The organism is Citrobacter sp. BIDMC107 (assembly GCF_001037575.1).
Taxonomy (GTDB): domain Bacteria; phylum Pseudomonadota; class Gammaproteobacteria; order Enterobacterales; family Enterobacteriaceae; genus Citrobacter; species Citrobacter freundii.
Map to the genome: position 1 here is coordinate 23,556 of NZ_KQ089850.1, position 17,610 is coordinate 41,165.

General features: G+C 41.9%; 17 protein-coding genes. 13 read left to right on the top strand and 4 right to left on the bottom strand.

Annotation, left to right across the window (positions count from 1 at the left end):
- Positions 1-301 precede the first annotated feature (301 nt).
- Positions 302-1,147, top strand: a complete 846-nt coding sequence (locus tag SK39_RS23070) for a DNA adenine methylase (protein ID WP_015063093.1) — start codon at positions 302-304, stop codon at positions 1,145-1,147.
- A gap of 14 nt (positions 1,148-1,161) precedes the next feature.
- Here the strand turns inward: SK39_RS23070 and SK39_RS23075 are convergent, their stop codons facing one another.
- From SK39_RS23075 to SK39_RS23090, 4 genes are all read right to left on the bottom strand, one after another.
- Entirely contained in the window at positions 1,162-1,983 is an 822-nt protein-coding gene (locus SK39_RS23075; protein WP_015063094.1) for a hypothetical protein, read from the bottom strand.
- Positions 1,984-2,249: 266 nt separating this feature from the next.
- Entirely contained in the window at positions 2,250-2,969 is a 720-nt protein-coding gene (locus SK39_RS23080) for a DnaJ-like cysteine-rich domain-containing protein (protein WP_015063095.1), read from the bottom strand.
- Entirely contained in the window at positions 2,966-3,166 is a 201-nt protein-coding gene (locus SK39_RS23085) for a hypothetical protein (RefSeq protein WP_022652148.1), read from the bottom strand. Before SK39_RS23085 ends, SK39_RS23080 begins: the two co-directional genes overlap by 4 nt.
- 17 nt (positions 3,167-3,183) lie before the next feature.
- Positions 3,184-4,257, bottom strand: a complete 1,074-nt coding sequence (locus SK39_RS23090) for a hypothetical protein (protein WP_022652149.1) — start codon at positions 4,255-4,257, stop codon at positions 3,184-3,186.
- A gap of 541 nt (positions 4,258-4,798) precedes the next feature.
- Between SK39_RS23090 and SK39_RS23095 the strand changes: the two genes are divergently transcribed.
- From SK39_RS23095 to trhC, 12 genes are all read left to right on the top strand, one after another.
- Positions 4,799-5,674: a RepB family plasmid replication initiator protein gene (locus SK39_RS23095; RefSeq protein ID WP_015063098.1), complete on the top strand. Its 876-nt coding sequence runs from the start codon at positions 4,799-4,801 to the stop codon at positions 5,672-5,674.
- A 1,050-nt stretch (positions 5,675-6,724) separates the two neighbouring features.
- On the top strand, positions 6,725-6,910 hold the full coding sequence (locus SK39_RS23100) for a hypothetical protein (protein WP_032610388.1): 186 nt from the start codon (positions 6,725-6,727) through the stop codon (positions 6,908-6,910).
- Positions 6,911-7,199: 289 nt separating this feature from the next.
- A complete protein-coding gene (locus tag SK39_RS23105) occupies positions 7,200-7,553 on the top strand; it encodes a hypothetical protein (protein ID WP_015063100.1) in 354 nt (117 codons plus the stop codon).
- Between the two features lie 51 nt (positions 7,554-7,604).
- Entirely contained in the window at positions 7,605-7,922 is a 318-nt protein-coding gene (locus SK39_RS23110) for a type IV conjugative transfer system protein TraL (RefSeq protein WP_022652151.1), read from the top strand.
- 11 nt (positions 7,923-7,933) lie between these two features.
- Entirely contained in the window at positions 7,934-8,719 is a 786-nt protein-coding gene (locus tag SK39_RS23115; protein ID WP_022652152.1) for a TraE/TraK family type IV conjugative transfer system protein, read from the top strand.
- A 2-nt stretch (positions 8,720-8,721) separates the two neighbouring features.
- On the top strand, positions 8,722-9,960 hold the full coding sequence (locus SK39_RS23120; protein WP_015063103.1) for a TraK domain-containing protein: 1,239 nt from the start codon (positions 8,722-8,724) through the stop codon (positions 9,958-9,960).
- A gap of 1 nt (position 9,961) precedes the next feature.
- Positions 9,962-10,402 (top strand): plasmid transfer protein HtdO, encoded by a 441-nt coding sequence (gene htdO / locus SK39_RS23125; RefSeq protein WP_015063104.1) that lies wholly within the window; start codon positions 9,962-9,964, stop codon positions 10,400-10,402.
- Positions 10,392-11,750, top strand: a complete 1,359-nt coding sequence (gene trhB / locus SK39_RS23130; protein ID WP_022652153.1) for an IncHI-type conjugal transfer protein TrhB — start codon at positions 10,392-10,394, stop codon at positions 11,748-11,750. The genes htdO and trhB overlap by 11 nt, the downstream gene beginning before the upstream one ends.
- A gap of 8 nt (positions 11,751-11,758) precedes the next feature.
- The gene (locus SK39_RS23135; protein ID WP_015063106.1) at positions 11,759-12,265 is read left to right on the top strand and encodes a hypothetical protein; all 507 of its coding nucleotides are present in this window, start codon (positions 11,759-11,761) and stop codon (positions 12,263-12,265) included.
- A 105-nt stretch (positions 12,266-12,370) separates the two neighbouring features.
- Positions 12,371-13,123: a protein-disulfide isomerase HtdT gene (gene htdT / locus SK39_RS23140; RefSeq protein ID WP_185757620.1), complete on the top strand. Its 753-nt coding sequence runs from the start codon at positions 12,371-12,373 to the stop codon at positions 13,121-13,123.
- A gap of 9 nt (positions 13,124-13,132) precedes the next feature.
- Positions 13,133-14,083: a TraV family lipoprotein gene (locus tag SK39_RS23145; protein ID WP_015063108.1), complete on the top strand. Its 951-nt coding sequence runs from the start codon at positions 13,133-13,135 to the stop codon at positions 14,081-14,083.
- A gap of 8 nt (positions 14,084-14,091) precedes the next feature.
- Positions 14,092-16,773, top strand: a complete 2,682-nt coding sequence (gene trhC, locus SK39_RS23150) for an IncHI-type conjugal transfer ATPase TrhC (protein WP_015063109.1) — start codon at positions 14,092-14,094, stop codon at positions 16,771-16,773.
- The last annotated feature ends 837 nt before the right edge of the window (positions 16,774-17,610 follow it).

Sequence of the window (17,610 nt, forward strand, 5' to 3'; positions counted from 1 at the left end):
CTGTGCGTGAATACTACCGGAAAAAAAAATCTCACTTTTTCGTTAAAAAGGTACTTTTGGGGTTTATTCCGAATTTCGCGAAGCAAAACGTTCTGATGCTCAGACCTAAAAGATTAAATAAACAATTAAAAACAAATGTTTATGCGAGCTAAGAAGGTAGTTAACTTTTTTGCCAAAAAGTGAAAAAAAATAAAAAAATGTGTCGGAATGAAAATTTCTTTCACAACACCCGCGATTTTCCCTGCTTAAACCTTGTTGGTTGTAATCCGGCTTTCGGTACCATAAGGGTGACATACCGATAATGCTTAAAGGAGAATACGCGTTGCGAAAACATACACCAATCATCAAATGGGCGGGGGGTAAAACCAAACTGATGCCATTCATCAGTCAGCATTTCCCACATGATCAGAGCCGTCGGTGGGTCGAACCATTTATCGGCGGGGGCGCTGTGTTCCTTAACATGTTTGCCACCGATGCACTCTTGGCAGACAGTAATCCGGATCTAATCAATCTGTACCGCAACATCCAGCGGAATAAATCGGCATTCATCAGAGAAGTGAATCTTCTGGCGGAAAGGGAATTTGATAAAGAGGATTACTTAAAGCTGAGGAACACGTTTAACAGCACCAGTTTGGATGATGCCCCGCTGCAACGAGCAGTCCTTTTCTACGCAATGAACCGACTCGGATATAACGGCCTGTGTCGTTACAATCTGAAACGTAAGTACTCAGTTCCGTGGGGGAATCGATCCAAGTTAACTCTGGACCCCCAGAAAGTCGATTATCTCTCATTCAGACTTTCTGGCGTTGAGCTGACAACCGCAGATTTTGGTCTGACGTTGGAGAGTGCTGGTGGTTGTGACCAAATTTATTGCGATCCGCCTTATGATAAAATCAGCAAAACCAGCTTTGTCAGTTATGACGGCATACCGTTCAATAAGAGCGCACATGTTAAACTGGCGGATATGCTGGTGGCAGCTCATCGTAAAGGGGCTTCAGTGGCCATATCCAACAGCTTGACTCCCTTTACGCTGGAGCTCTATGAAGAACGCGGTTTTGAAATTCATACTCTCAATGCTTACCGTTCTGTCGGCAGTCAATCAAAATCGCGAAAAAAGGAAAAAGAGATCCTGGCTGTCCTTCGTTAAGTGACAGTCAGTGGTTAGTCGATCGGGCTTATCCATTCCTCAAAGCTCAAAACTTCGGAATGGTCCCGACTGGCATAAGGAATAAACTGAAGCTCTTCGATGGACCGCTCCCCTCTCTTACCTTCACAAATAAACGATATAAGCCCCAGATCTGCAAGTTGGGTAAGAACATGCATGATTCGTACGTTCACCGTCTGCAACTGAAGAGCGTTAGCAATATCGGTAATTTTATGGGAATGGCGCCGAGACTTTCGCAAATATTCAAAAATGACAAGTTGGGTATTACGTCTCTTCAATAACTTCTCGGTCATAAATTCCTGAATTAACCCCCCAAGTAACACCAAGATCGGCCGCAGCACACCAGGGAACATCAAAGTATAAGACTGTGATGTTTTGATCAGTGTAAAGGACGTCAGAAAGCTAAAGTTCAGGCGCTTCTTTGAATACGGGATATATACGGCCAATGTAGTCGACAAGTGAGTAAGTAATTCTTCCAGATGATCCAATGTGATCATTGCTGTTTTATCGGTATTACGCAGACCGTGATAATCAATAAATGCCACTCTGGCACGACTCAGCCATTCATGTATGTTAATGGATACAGTGAACGGAGCATTTTCATCGACAACGTTGGCGGCATGATCAGCGAGCTGGTTGTGGATTAGCATAGACAGCTGGTAAAACGGAAACCGGCAGGATGGATGACACTGTAGTCCCGTTAGGGTAAGTTTTGTAGTACTCGAGCCATTTAGCGGAAAAGTAACTTTCCGGGATATAATTTTTGCTGACGCTCTTGCTGACTTGCAGATGAACCCAAGTCCAAGATCATTTTGCATACATCACTCCGTTTTAACAAAATCGCCTTAACCTGAATGTTAAGGAGAATAAAATTAAATATATAATTAATAAGATTATCATTTTTAATTTAAAAGATTAGTTAATAACGGGTGTTGAATTTAAAGAAATAGGCATATTTTTCGGAGTTTAAAACCGGGTAAAAACCCGATGCGTGAGCAACAAATTTGACGTGAGTGAGTCGGCACGACAGTGCAGAAAGCCTGTGGCTAATGAATAAACACCCTGTATTTGGGAGTTCTGTTCACTACGCACTAGGCTTTGTGGTTAATTTAAACACCGTCAGTAATGCGTAGGGCACAGAGTCAAAATAGTGGATCTTTCTCACCCTTCCGGAAAGATGATAGCTATGCCCCAATAAAACATGATCCTGCACATTACCTGTTAATGCGAATCCATCATTCTGCTTTTTGCCTGTAAAAGTAAAAAAGTAGCTGTGGGAGCCTTTTGAAAAAGCAGCTCGCACTTCTGTAAAAATGATATCAATACTCACTACATCACCAATGCTGAAAGAATGCTCAACAGGTACATCAGCGTTTTCTGGCAAATCTTTAGAAACGGGTTGGTAAGTTGAGTAGAAAGATTCTAACTGACGAACTGTTAAAAAGAGATTGTTGTTTAACTGCTGTGAAATGCTTACTGCAAACTTAGAATTATCGGCTTGTAACAATGCCAGGTGCCCGCTGTGCCTACGTTTCCAAGCGTCTAGATCGGGATTGCAGCGAAATTCCGGGATAGTTTCAAGAAATTCGATGCCCTCTTTCAGTACCAGTTTTTCCTCTGTGGCCGGTGACGTTTTGCTTCCATTACATGTCACGCAGACGGCGTTTGCGATTTCTCCTGTCCCTCCGCAGGCAAAGCATTCACGTGTGATCATGGCATAATAGTGCCCATCGTTACCGTGGAAAGGCTTTACGACCGCTGGCAATAAATAACCATCGTGAGTAAAAAAAATTGAATGTTTCATTTTTTAAGGTTCTCCAGACGTCCCTCCACGATAAGTAAAGCGTCAGTCACTTTCTGTACATACTGATCATGTCCTTCTTCAAAATGATCAAAGCGCTTACCAGCGTTGATCTCAACAATGTTACGGTCGAGCGAGGCTTTCGCAATAAGTAAATCGTTAAAAGTATTAATGACGGTAAAATGTACAATCTTGTCCATAAATTATCCTCAGCTATCTACTCATTTGTCAAAAGGTCACGAATTTCGTTCAGTTCTGTAACCTTAGATTTTGGAATGATGATTGCAGTATTTTCATCATTTAGAAGACTTAATACAAGTTGAAGTTTTGCTTCATCTAAAGTGATCTTTACACTTTCATTTGTTTTTGTGATTAAAGTGTTACTGACGTTCATAAATAAATTAGAATGCTGTCCGTCTAAAATTAATTCTGTCAGTTTATTATTGTCTGACATTGTTGACCCTACATTATCAATCAAACCAATAAATTCATTTTTTAACCGTTCAGTTTTTTTATGTGAAAGACGTTTAATACCTAACGAACTGCGAGTGATAGACTTTGTTTTAATGTCTTTAGGGTTAATATGTACAGGAGGTTTTTCCTGTTCTTCGAGTGGCTCACTGTTTGTTGCTGTTTCAACGGTTGTTGGTTTCGATAAATCAAGTACGCCAGAAGATGGCACTAAAAAAGAACAGGACTCCAAGTGTGCAAGGACTTTTGCATGATCATTGGAATACTTCAACATGATTTCAATCGCGAGTGTTTTTTTAATAAGGTTTAGGCTGATTAAACGTTGCAGTTCTAAAGGCATATCAAGGATTTTAAGCTGATTGCGAATCGCTGTGCCAGACCGCTGATAGCGCATAGCAAGGGATTCAACGGTAGAGCCAAGCTTCAGGGTCTCTGCGAGTGCGTAAGCTAGTGCAACGGGATTGAGACTGTTATTCCTGTTCCCATCAAGGTTCTCTAGGTATTCTTCGATTTTATCCTTGTAGTGCATAAGTACGACTGAAAAGAGCTGGATGTCAGCTCCTTCCGCGAGAGCAAGCAATAATGCTCTGTAACGACAATGCCCTTGCCGGACAACGTACTTGGAGTCCTTCTTTACTACCTTAATTAAATCAACACGTCGCCCCTCTTTATAGGCTTGCTTGAGAGAAATAATTGCCGATTTTACTGGCTCCTGTTCGTAACAAAGATCACCGATTACCGCTTCCCGTGGATTAAATCCAGGCTCGATAATAAGATCTTTTGGGCTGATTTCAATAATCTGATAGTCGCAATGATTCATATAAGCACCTTTTTTTATTACATGATACATTAATGCTCTCAGATTCAAACAACTCTGAAGGCATAAAAAACAAAATTTCTTTTAGTGGTTAGGTATCTTACTAATTCAAAAATAGGCTGTTTTAAAAATTAAATTAAAAAGAAAATCTGAATAGTTTGAATTTATCTTTCTTAATAACTTCATGCTAACTGATATTTTTCCCGGCTGCATTCTATACAGGGTTTGTATCCAATCCTAAATTTGTAGGGCCAGAGCTCTTTCTCAGAGGGAATTTATCCCCGTTTTCCACAAGATAGATCAATTCTTTAGATCAATAGAGATCAATAGAGAACAATAAAGATCACGACCATTGTAACGTGATGATTTTTAAAAGAAATAGCAATGATCCGGCATTCAGGTGCATGCGAAAAGCATTTGATCGAATAAGAAAAGCATTTACTTGAATTGAAAAGGCATTTAGTTTAATGCGTGAAAAGCATTTGGACGAATAATCTATTCACAGCTAAATGTAGAAAGGGAAAAACATGGTGGGTAAGTTTAAATGAGTGATAACAATGAGTTAGCACATCCGTTTGATGTGACCAACACGGATACAGGGAGGACTTATCAACTGAGTCCAAACTCTTCGAAATCGGTCCAACCCATTGCTTTACTGCGCTTAAGTGTTTTTACCCCGGTGGGAACTAAAGAGAAGCGATTCAGAAATTTTGAGGTTGATGCTTCTGATGAGTTGTCGAGCATGGAACTGGCCCGGTCAGAAGGATACGATGACATCCGGATCACTGGCCTTAAGCTTTCGATGTCCACGGACTTCAAGTGTTGGCTTGGGTGCATTATGGCGTTCAGTAAATATGGATTCGCCTCCGAGAAAATAACATTGTCGTTCAATGAGTTTGCAAAAATGTGTGGTATCAGTTCTACAAATATCAACAAGCGAACCCGTTCACGATTTCAGGAAGCGCTGGCAAACCTCGCGTCCGTTGTTATTTCTTTCCGTGATTCTAAAACTGAACGCTTCACTGTCACACACCTTGTGCAGAAAGCTATGATTGACCCTAAGAAGGACACAGTAGAGCTCGTGGGTGATCCCTCGATGTGGGAGCTTTACCGGTATGATCATAAAACCCTATTAAGCTTACAGGTACTGTCGGTTCTCGCCAAAAAAGAAGCTGCACAGAGCCTGTACATCTATTTTGAGGCAATGCCTGCCGGAACGTTATTCGTTAACATGAAGCGTTTGCGTGAGCGGCTTCTTTTGACGACTCCAGTACGTACTCAAAACCAGATCATCAGAAAGGCTATGCTGGAGTTAAAATCAATAGGATACCTTGAATATCAAGAGGTTAAGAAAGGTAGAGATATTCAGTTCCAGATTTTTAAGAGAAGTCCAAAGCTTGCTCTGGCAAAACAAAGCTGATCCTCTGGTTCAGTTCGCAGAAAAGTAACTTTGGATGTAATGAGGCGTACGGGCATTCATCCAAATGCTTTTTTGGACGCCTCTGCTGATATGAATACCCTTCCCTGCTTCCCTGCTTCCCTGCTTCCCTGCTTCCCTGCTTCCTTTCTTACTTTTGCTTAAGCACCCTGGGAATTTTGAGCATTCGATCGAATGCTTTATTTAACTAATTTTCACTGAGTTAGATAACGAATACTAAGCAATTGATTTTGAATGATTTAATCAGAAGTCATTCATCCAGATGCCTTTAGATAAAACTACCCATCAACGTTTGTGCATAGTGGCTATACGTGAAAAATCCCTGTCCTTCTCATGTCACACTGAGATTTGCACAGAAAATTAAAGCCTGTAATTGTCTGGGACATGATTAGAACAGAGGCGTTTTGATAAATATCCAGTTCAAAACAGAGGTCCCATAAGTAAACATAACCTCATGAAAATAAAAGCAAATCGTTTAAAAATCCCATAGTGGTGGTGAAAAGCATTTGCTTCAATGGGGGGAGAAAAGTGACCTTTGTGAAAAGCACTTGCTTCAATGGCGACAGAAAAGTGCCTTTTGTATAAAAGCATTTGCTTGAATGAGTTTGTGTAAGGTGCCTACGTTGGAAACCCCTGGCATGAATGAGGCGGGAAGATGCCTTTAGCTGAAAAGCATTTGCATGAATGGGACAGTAAAAAGGTGCCTTTAGCTGAAAGCATTTGCATGAATGGGGCCGCAAACGGTGGCATTGGTCGAAAAGCATTTGCATGAATGGTGCAGCAAACGGGGCATTGGTCGAAAAGCATTTGCATGAATGGGATAGTAAAAGGTGCTTTTGGTTGACAGGCATTTGCATGAATGGCGCCGTAACGGTGTCTTTGACCGGAAAGCATTTGGATGAATCGACCTGAAAAGGTGCCTTTGGACTGAAAGTACCTCTCTTAATGGGATTCGATAGCTGAATTTCACCAAAAAGCATTTACATGAATGGAATAGTAAAAGTTGCCCTTGGTCGAAAAGCAACTGCATGAATGAGCCCGGAAAAGGTTCCTTTGGTCGAAAAGCATTTGCATGAATGGGTTTCGGATATGTGTCTTTGCTACAAAGGCATTTGCATGAATGAGGCTGGAAAAGGCGCATTGTTTGAAAAGCATTTGCATGAATGGGGCGACACACAGGATGTGGCTGAAAAGCACTTGTATCAATGGGAAAAGTGACTTTTTTAGAATGACATCCTTACACAGAGCTTTCTCAAATATCGGACTGGATGGTTATCACAAAAATGGTGAAGAGATAGACGATGAACTTCTTCCCTATAAAGAAAAAATAACCTGCCTCACCTTCTTCAATCCGATATACACACGGTATTCACATGTGACATTCATAGGCTAAAAAAACACCAGGCGCAATTAAGGGAAAAAAAGGGTGGTTAACAGAAAAATGAAAGAAAAATAAAAAGTATTATGCAAATGCGTTTACGTGAACTCAAATCAACACGGAGTAATTATGGAACTGACATTGAATACTAACGTTGAAAGAGAACAAACTAACGCTTTTGCATTTCTGAAGTCTAAACATGCAAAAGTGCCTTTGTTTATTCTCCTGTTTTTAGCAAGTTGCGGTTTAGCGTACGCGGGTTCCGACGACGGAGCCTTCGGCGATATCTGGGCCTACATGAGCGAAGCATTAACTGGTGCGCCGGGTAAAATCATCGCTTGCGGCATGTTGTTCTCCGTAGCTTATTTCGGCGTTGTAAAACCTAACCTTGGTTTGGCGCTGGTTTCAGCATTAATGATGCTGATTATGGCAAACGGTGAAAAAATTATCAGCACGTTCCTGGATGCTGGTATCCCGCTGTGATTTGTTAGAACAATAACGATGAGGGGGATATTCCCCCTCTCTGGAGTTTTTATGACAAGTCAGTACGAGGTACCTCCACATACCTATCGTTTCCCTTACAGAATTAATATGCCTTTGTTGATTCTATTCTGGGATGCAAAGCAATTGGGTATAACATTCGTGACTATCGCGAGTGGTAATATTTTTGATTTCTTTATAACTTCTGTAGTTGTTGCGGTTGTGTTTTGGTTTGCATATAAAAAAGCAGCTGAAGAAGGAGTTAGAGGAAAACTCAAACACAAACTGTGGTGGTTCGGCTTGTTTCCAGGGAAATCAGTGTTTAGTAGTCGTTACTTTACCGATCCATTTATCAGAAACCTCTATTCTTGATGGAGCTAAGAATGAAACTTCTCAGCAAGCTTAAAATTCCATTCATTAAAAGTGCCAGTAATGGCGATTTTGATAAAAAGGACGAGACTTCGCAAAATGGAGGCGAAGACTCAAAAGGACGCTTTCGGGATTCTAAAGCTCGCTTTAGTAAAGAGATTGAAGCTTCTGAAATTGGAATTACTTATAGTGCATTGATTAAACGTGACGAAAAACTCTTACGTGTGAATTCAATTGCTATATTAGTCATCGCAGTTTTAGTGGTAAAAAATCAATTTCTTACCGATCCTGTGACTATTGTGCTTCCGCCTAATATGACGGAAGAAGTTAAAGTTGTGGGAAATAAAGCCTCAGAGTCATATAAAACTCAATGGGCCTTATTCTTCAGTACTTTAATTGGGAACATAAACCCAACAAACATAGGCTTTGTAACAACAACCATATTGGATGCGCTTTCTCCGGATTTACAGGCGAAAACCCGTGAGTCATTACAGCAGCAGACCAATATTATGCAAGCTCGTGGTGTTGAACAGTCATTTAAACCGATCGATATGTATTATGACACCAAAAATGACATGGTCTATGTCTGGGGAACGAAATCAACGCGTTTGATTAATGTTCCGGACAAAACAGAATCATCAAAATGGACGTTTGAATGGGTGCTGGGTATGAAAAACGGACGACCACGCATAGCCTATGTAAATCAGTATTCTGGTACACCAAATATTAAGAAAATTACAATCAACGGCAAAGAACAACTGGCAACACTCGATAATCCCCCGCCGTCTACAGGTAACTAATTATGACTTCTAAAAAGGGCTTTCGCTGTCACGCGATTACAGCAATGATCTTGCTGGCAACTTCGAATGTAGTCTTTGCTGAAGACTATCAGTTACCGGCGACAGTAAATAACCCGGTTGTTATGCCTGTCGGGGCAGATGAATTTCAGAATGGTGTGAAAAATGCGATTATTAAAGAATCTGGCACCGGCCCCGCGCCTGAGACGTCACAAGCAACAAAACCGACCACTGAACTACCAAGTCTTTCACCTGCAAGTAGTGCCTCCCCAGCTGTCAATGAGATAACTGGCGCATTGTCAAAAAACCCTACGCTTGTCGGTTATCAGCAACAGGTTAAATCCGGAAATTTTGATAGTTACGGAAGACCGGCAGGGAAAGAGCCTCAACAAAATGCACAAAGCACCGGGGCCCCTTCAAAAGCAGATGAGTTATATGTAGAGGCTCGTAATCGCTACAAAGAAGTGCAGCGAGTAAACGTCCCACCGGGTGGGAATATTGTACTGCCAGTTTCACGGGGTCTGCAAAACAGAATTTCAACTTCATTTAAAAACGCATCTGTAAGTACTTCAACGCCAGGTGATGAAGCCAGTATTTTCGTTAACGGCGGCGATGTATTTATTTCAACAAACACGGATAAGCCAATTGGAATAATGCTTTCAGAAGATTCAGTGCCTGAATCGACTTATAACCTGACACTGGTTCCACTGGATGTTCCTGGTGCAATGATTTCGGTCACAACTTCTTTGAGCCCGACAATGCAGGCGAAACGTGAGACATCTTTGGATAAACATAATTATGATGAGATGCTGGCACGATCCCAGTCAGAAGAGTTGGCACCATCTGACCCTCGTCAGGATGACCATAAACAGCGGATCATTGATTTACTGACTCCGGTTGCGCTAGGTGAGGTTCCTTCTGGTTTTAGTTTACAAGAAGACCGCTTGTCACGTATACCGAGCTCAGAGCAGTCCCCGTGTAATTTCAATATGTATTCAAAGTTAGGGCAAAGACTTGTGGGATCTAGGGAATTGATAGATGTCATTCTTGTTAAAAATGACAAGCCTTACGGACAAGTTGTCGCTGATCAGCAATGTATAACTGAAGGAGTAATTGCAAGTGCTTTGTTCGATAAAGCATTTCTTCAGCCTGGAGAGGAAACCGAGCTTTACATTGTGCGGGATAAATTATTTAAAGAGCGCCAGACTCGTGTAACCACACGACCAAGCCTGATTAAAAGATAAAATGAGAAAAGCTACTTTTCTTACAGGGGTCTCATTTGGACTAGTCGTTTTTTTGGGTACCAGTTATTACTACCAAACTGAGTACATTCCAAAAGGAACAGTGAATATAGTTCCCGATGACCACCGACCGGGTGAGACAGTTGACGATGCGTTTGAAGAACATACGATAATTATAAGCGACCCTACCCTTGCGCAAAAATTCGTTGGAAGCTCAACCGAGTTTGAAAGTCGGCGCGGAGTTAAGGAAATTAAAGAAGTTGGTTCGCTTAATAATGGTAAGGATTTTGCCCCTGTTGAATCCGATAATTCAGGATTGAATTTTAAAGATAAATGGCCCAGGGCGGGTGAACCTTATATCGTGCCTCAGATGACAGAAAACGAACGAAATTTGAAAGTTAAGCGCTTCCAGCAACCAAAGAGTGGAGTTAATAATGGACATTAAAAATGCCTGGGAAAATAAAACTGTCAGAATCTCAGTAATTGGTGCTGCGTTGATTGTATTGATTATCGTTATTAGTCAATCAATTTTTTCCACTCCGGTTAAAAAAGAGAAGAAAACCCAGAAAAAAGATATGCAAACTGGGTTCCTGATTGATGATTCACAAATGACTAAGCTGAGTAACGAGGAAAGCCAGAAGACTTATAACGAAATGGTCAGGCAGAACCGCATTGATCAGAATGCGGCAAAGGCAGATCGTGATAAAGCTGAAAAGGCCCAGCAAGAAAGCAAAGTACAGATTGCCAACCTTGCTTCACAAGTCCAGCAGCTCTCGACGCAGTTGACTGACATGCAGACCTCACGAAACGGTAATCGTAATCTCGACGCAGGTGGGTCACGCAAAAACGTCAATGAGCAGGCCCCAGCAACGCCATACCAGCTAAATCCAAATGCTGCGGTGAATGGGGCTAGTTCCGGATACGCTCCGATCACACCGACCCGAAATAGCCCAATGCGGACTATCACGCAGAGTTCAATTAAGACAAATGGTTCTGATGGTGTCATTCAGGTTATGCCGATATCCGAAAGCCGGATAAGAGAGGGGCGTGAGGTCGTTGCTGGCGGTGACAAAGCCCCGACACGAACTATTCGCGGCGACGGGACCGCTCCTGTAGACAGTAAAGCTCGGCATGCGGCACGTAAAGACGAAATGTTTCTCCCAGCGACGTCAATTATCACAGGGGTGCTAATTAATGGTCTGGAAGCCCCAACGAGTCTGTCGTCTAAAGCTGAACCCATGCCAGTCACTATGCGTATTAAAAAAGACATCATCATGCCAAACAATTTCACGATGGATTTGCGGGATTGTAATTTGTTGGGTTCAGCTGTGGGTGATCTGGCGTCACAGCGAGCATACATTCGGGCAACATCAATATCTTGTGTGAACTCGAAAGGAAAAGCTTTCGACGTCAAACTGGAAGCATACGCAGTTAGTGAAAATGACGGGAAAAATGGTATTCGTGGAAATCTGATAAGTAGAAATGGAAATGCGATCGCAGGTTCTGCTTTTGCAGGAGGCCTGTCAGCACTGGCTGGTAGTCTGAGCCCATCTAAGGTGTCTTCGTTAAATATCGATCCTAACTCAACGGCTGAATACCAATCGCCGAACATCGGGGCATTAGGAGCGTTGGCCGGAGCCGGAGCAGCTCAGGGCGGTCTAAACCGTCTTGTGGACTACTACACATCAATTGCTGAGCAGCAGTGGCCAATAGTCGAAGTTAGCCCAGGGCGCCCAATTACGTTTATCGTTCAATCAGGCGCAACAATACCTACAAACCTGACGAGTCGCTGAGGTTAATTATGGAAAATAACATTGAACCAGGAACAAAAAGTGATTCTGCTGAAAACGTGAAGCTTGAGGCGGCTAAACCTGTTGGGGGTATACGTACAACCAAAAAAGTAACTTTGGAAATAGATATCGAGAAAACCCTCAAGTATTTGATGCTAGCTGGCCTAGCTGTGCTTTTCGTGATCTATGGATACAAGGGGGCGAGTTTTGTTTATGAAAGCGTCAAAGCAATGTCGAATCCGTCCTACCAAATTGCAGTACTTGATATGCAAACTTTAAGGAAAGAATTTAATAAGCAGAATCCTGAGCCGGATTTGGTACAGTCTAAAAACAACTTTGAAAATTACTTTAAAGCATTAATGAAAGTTTACCGTTCTCGTGGCTATTTGGTTATTGATGCATCATTAGCAGTAACAATTCCAGATAATGTTCAAATAGTCTCTTATATCGACCTTGGTGGAAGTTTTGGTGAGGTACAATCTCTACAAGGCGAAACAAAAGAAAGTGAGATACGATAATTGAAAAAGTTACTTTTATCTCTGCTGGTCTCTATGATCACAGTGTGTCCACCCCTTACAAATGCTGCTGAAAATGTATTAAACAACACTGATGCAGCTGCATTAATGGAAAAAGCAAAAGAAGGTGGAGTGTCCACGAAACCTTTAGAGGGCGTACTGGCGAAAATGCAAAGCTATAAGCCTAAAGATGTTATTTACATCCCGACTGGAGGTCTTTATCTGTTCCAGGATGAACGTTCGCAGTTGATGGCTGTGACCACTGATGGACGTTATACAATAACGGGTGGTAGCGTCATGGACATTCTTCAGAGAAAGTCAGTCTTATCCGTAGAAGATGTACGAAAATCCTACTTTATTAATTTAGACGACGCCCCCTTTCCTCTTGATACTGTGGCATTGATCCCTTTAGGAAACCCAAAACTAAAAAGACAAGCCGCTATTTTTATCACGCTTGATTGTGATGGTTGCCAAGATTTAATAAAAAAATTCTATGACGAAAGAGAAAAATACCGGGTTGACATCATTTTAATCCCCTCCCCCGGTGAGCCAAAGCAAGAATTACGTCAACTATGGTGCAGTAAAGAAAAAGGCAAAGTGAATGACCTTGATATCTTGCGTTGGCTTATGGGAAATAAGACCGATATAGAACAAAGGCTCCTGACAAAAAAAGAGGCAGAAACATGTCCGGCTGAGCCATTGGTAGGATCTCTGATGCTGGCAGGTATTTATAAATTACAGGGCGTACCTTCAGTTGTGAGACAAGACGGACTTGCCGGTAATGGCATACCGAAAGATTTTGATTCATGGTTAAAACAAAGTGTCGAACCCTTACTCAAAAACCCATTTGCTACTAATTAAGGTAATGAAATGAACATTAAAAAAGTTATTTTCAGCGCTCTGGTTGTTGGTTCATCTTCATACCTAGCGGGTTGTACTATCGGCAGCTCAGAATCAGAATGTCCGGGAATTGAAAAAGGGGTCGTTTGTAAAGGCCCTCGTGAAGTTATGGAACTAACGAATAACCGTGATGATCTTTCCGGCCTTGCGGAGGAAGAAGCTAATTCGGGAAAGGAGAAATCGGCTGTCAATGACAGCCAGTACCCTGCCCAAATTTCGCCGCCTGGCGCTGTGCAATACCCTAAGTCTGCCGTCTTGGTAAATAAGCCTGTGACATACAAGACGACGCAAATTAAACCTGCTGGCCAAGTCCCCGTTATGTACGATGAGACATTAAAAATGGGCGCGCCAACATCAACAATCGGGCCACGGCCGATAAGCGGCGTTCCAGTTAATTCTAATGTAAGGATGACAACGAGCTACAGCTCAACAGGTGCATCCGGTAACCCTTTTATCCATCCGACTGCTGATGTCATGAAGCAAACAACACAGGTTGTATCTCCGGCACCTGTACCGCGCTACGTTGCGCCAAATTCCGATATCAGTGCTAGTAAAGACCTTTACTCCGTTAATAATGGACAGCCTGTAAACCCTACGCTCAGCTCTGGCCAGATCCAGCAATACCGTACACAAGGGTATAAACAGGCTGTGGTAGCTCCAGAACCGCTTGCTGTACTTCAGCAAGGCCGCGTCATGAGAATCACCTTTGCACCATACACGGACGATAATGACGCTTTAAACCTGCCTGGCTTTGTCTATGTGAATGTCAAACCCCAAACTTGGATTGCGGGTAAAAATTCGACATCAAATCCGGCGCGAATAGTTCCTTTGCAAGTTCAGGATGCCGCTCGTGAAAATATGCAACAGCAACAGCGAGCAACGAAAGCAGTTTCGTCTAACGGTATTATCAGACAACTCTGAGGTCGCGAATGAAATCTGCTAACATCTATAATAAAGAATTAAGTCGCCACCAGTTTGGTGGGTTTATTCCTGTATACGACCAGATTCCTGGCACGAATTATTTTCTAATAGACGGTAATCGGCTTGGGTTTATGTTTATTTGTAACCCCTCACCTGGTGTTTTTGATAATCAGCAGGATGTGTTAGCTGAATTATTTAAAATGGATTTTCCTACTGACACTATCTGTCAGACCTCATTAACAGCACTGCCGGACCTGACCTTGCATTTAAGTGCCTGGTCGGCAGTTCGTGGTGGTCGAATGGAAGGACATGATAAGCTTAAGGGGGACTTACTCACGGCCTACCAGCTGGATTATTATGATAGAAGTCTAAATGAACCCTTAAAACCGGATCATGATAAATTAATGCTTCGTGACTTTCAGATCTGGATGTCATTTTCTATTCCGTTGAAATCTGCGCTTCCTACTGAAATTGAAATTAATCGCATCGATGCACTGTACTCTGACCTAATCAGTAAGTTGAACACACTGGGCCTTTTTCCACATAAAGTTAGCGCCGAAAACTGGCTTTATTGCATGGATAAATTAATGCATCCGGGAAAAACATCACGTTGGGCTGAAGGTCATGTTGAAGTCAACACTATGAGGCGTCTTAACGAACAGCTAAATGTTCCGGGGCGAAAATATACAGTAACTGAAAATAATTTTTCATCTACAACGCAGAGTACTGATGTTTCTGAACATCGTTATTTCAAACAATTATCTGTGGTCAAGTTCCCAGAACATGTAAATTTTGGAAGCATGTATGAACTTGTAGTGAATTGGATGAATGGGCGTAAAACTATATTTAGCCCATTTATGATAACTCAAACAGTCCATTTCGCCGATCCCTTAAAATTAGCTAGAGATAACGTCAGATATAAGGCAATTACTAACAAACAAGCTAGTATCCCAACCGTCTTAACGTTTTGTCCAAGACTGAAGGACATGGATAATGATTACATGGCGGTAACACGTGAACTGGAAGATGGGGCCCGTCTTTTACACAGTTATCTGACATTTACCGTCATGGGGAATTCAGCATTAGATGTCCAGTCTGCCGCAGACCAGTTAAAATCATTTTATCTGGAAAGTCGCGTTAAAGTGGCTGATGATTCATACATCATCTTTCCATCTTTTGTCTCTTGCCTTCCAATGTGTAATGACCCCAAGACGATACTAGATCTGGACCGTTTTGAGGTAGTCAGTAATACTGGTGCAGCGCATATGACCCCTCTATTCGGCCCATGGAAAGGTAATACTGACAGACCTGTACTTAACCTCGTCTCACGAGAGGGCCAGCTGTTGGGGCTTGATATCTTCAAGACTTCTGCCAGCTATAATATGGTTGTTGGGGCGACTTCTGGTGCAGGCAAATCGTTCTGGGTTGCATACATCATTAATAACTATCTTGGTGCAGGGCCGCGTTCTAATAATCTGATCCATTATCGTGATACTTTTGAAGGTTTCAAAAACAATGCTTATGATGCATTTGACCCTGATGGAGCCCAGATTTTTGTAGTTGACGTTGGTCGCTCGTATCAGGGTATTTCGGAGCAATATACAAATAGTCAGTTTATAGATTTTGGTAAAAAGCCTGATTTTACTCTGAATCCGTTCGCATTTTTGACCGATGTCACTGTTGCAGACCGAGTTTTTGATGAAGCGCCTGTTTTCAATGACGACTCAAATAATAACGATGAAGAAAAGGATAAAGTTGCACAGACCATTATGGTCCTGAATCAGTTAAAAATAATGGCATCTGAAAAAGGAAATATTGACGACTTTCAACAATCGGTCATGCTTCAACTGATTGGTGATGAATATAACGAATCACGTAAAGTCGGAAGTACAGGCTCTATTACAGGATTTGCACGCCGCTGTTCTGCCCATGAAGATAAGCGTATTAAAGATATCGGTGAGCAATTAGGGCAATGGTGTGAAGGAGGCATTTACGGAAATCGATTTACCGAAAAGCTCCCGCCAATAAACTTCGGTAGTCGGTTTATAGTTCTTGAGCTTGAAGAGTTGAAGGGTACCCCTCACCTCCAGACAGTCGTGCTCATGTCGATCATTCAAGCTGCTCAGCATGCAATGTTTATCAAAAAGGACGGTCGCCGCCGGTTGTTCATCCTTGATGAGGCATGGGAGTATATTCGCCCGGATAATGCTTCAGGCTCCAGTAATCAGTCAAATCAGTTTTTCTCATCTTTCCTTGAAGCTGCCTGGCGCCGATTCAGGAAAACGAACTGTGCTGGTATTTGTATTACCCAGTCCTTTGAAGATTACTTCACCTCCTCGGTAGGTCGAGCCCTGACGGCCAACTCGCCGTGGAAGATCATCATGAAGCAGGAAAAGGAGAGCATAGAAGCCATGAAGGCTAATAACTACTTCTCCACGACTGATGCTGAATATGAGCGTATGAAAAACATACGAACGATAAAGCGTGCATTTTCTGAGATGCTCGTCCGATTCGAGAATTTCCAGGAGATATGTCGCCTCTATGTAGACAGGAAAATGGAGCTTTGTTTTACGACTGACAGTACCGACCGTGGAAAGCTATGGGAAATACAAAGCCGTCTTGATTGCTCTTACGGCGAAGCAATTGAGATACTGTATGAACAGGAAGTTGCTAGCAATGCAGCTGCATAACGTTTAAGTAGTACTGGATACCTCATCTTTACTGGATGAGGTATCCGTACTTTACTCAAAATACAGGTTTTTAACTGTGTTACACTGCCCTCCCCCGCAACAATTGTTCAGGTTCAGAATTTCTGGATCGAATTAACTCCCCTAAATATCCCTAAATATCCCTAAATTTTATTTGTAGATACTGTTGATTGGCTTCTCTGGGGCTTCTACTTAAGTTGATTGGTGATGTAGCTTTTATACGGCTGATGTTTAATCATGCTCGGCCTGTGCTGAGCTAAATTTCCTGCCTTGGATACGGATGTTGTGGTTGCAAGTGATAACCAAATTTGTCGCGCTACTGTATATTAGATATAAACACTATCTTTATGGTTAGCTAAGCAACCCATAATTTCTTATGTATCGATTTAAAGTTTGGTAAGGCATTGAAAAACAAACAATAACTCATGTCTTGTTGGTTTGTTTAACAAGTTAGAGATAATATTTGTGAGTTGGTTTCTTTTTGTTTTGTTAGTCAATTTTCGTATTTGTGGTTATCTAAACCAACCATAACTATTAAGTTGCAGTTTTGTTTTGAACTAAAATGAAATGCCTTCTATTTAGGTTGGTATAGTCAACCATTTTCAGCTTCAAGTGATTACTAGAATATGGTTAATCGAGATGTTGTAACTGGTTGCTATCTGTAAAACAAGCGTAGTGCCATTTACCAAAAAACCTGAAATTCGCATCTTGAAATTGGGGAAGTTTATTCCTAATAAAACAATTTACTGACGATCCAACCAATTCGCTCCGCCGGGTATGTGCGCCTTAATCTCCAAAATTGGTATATAAACACCTTAA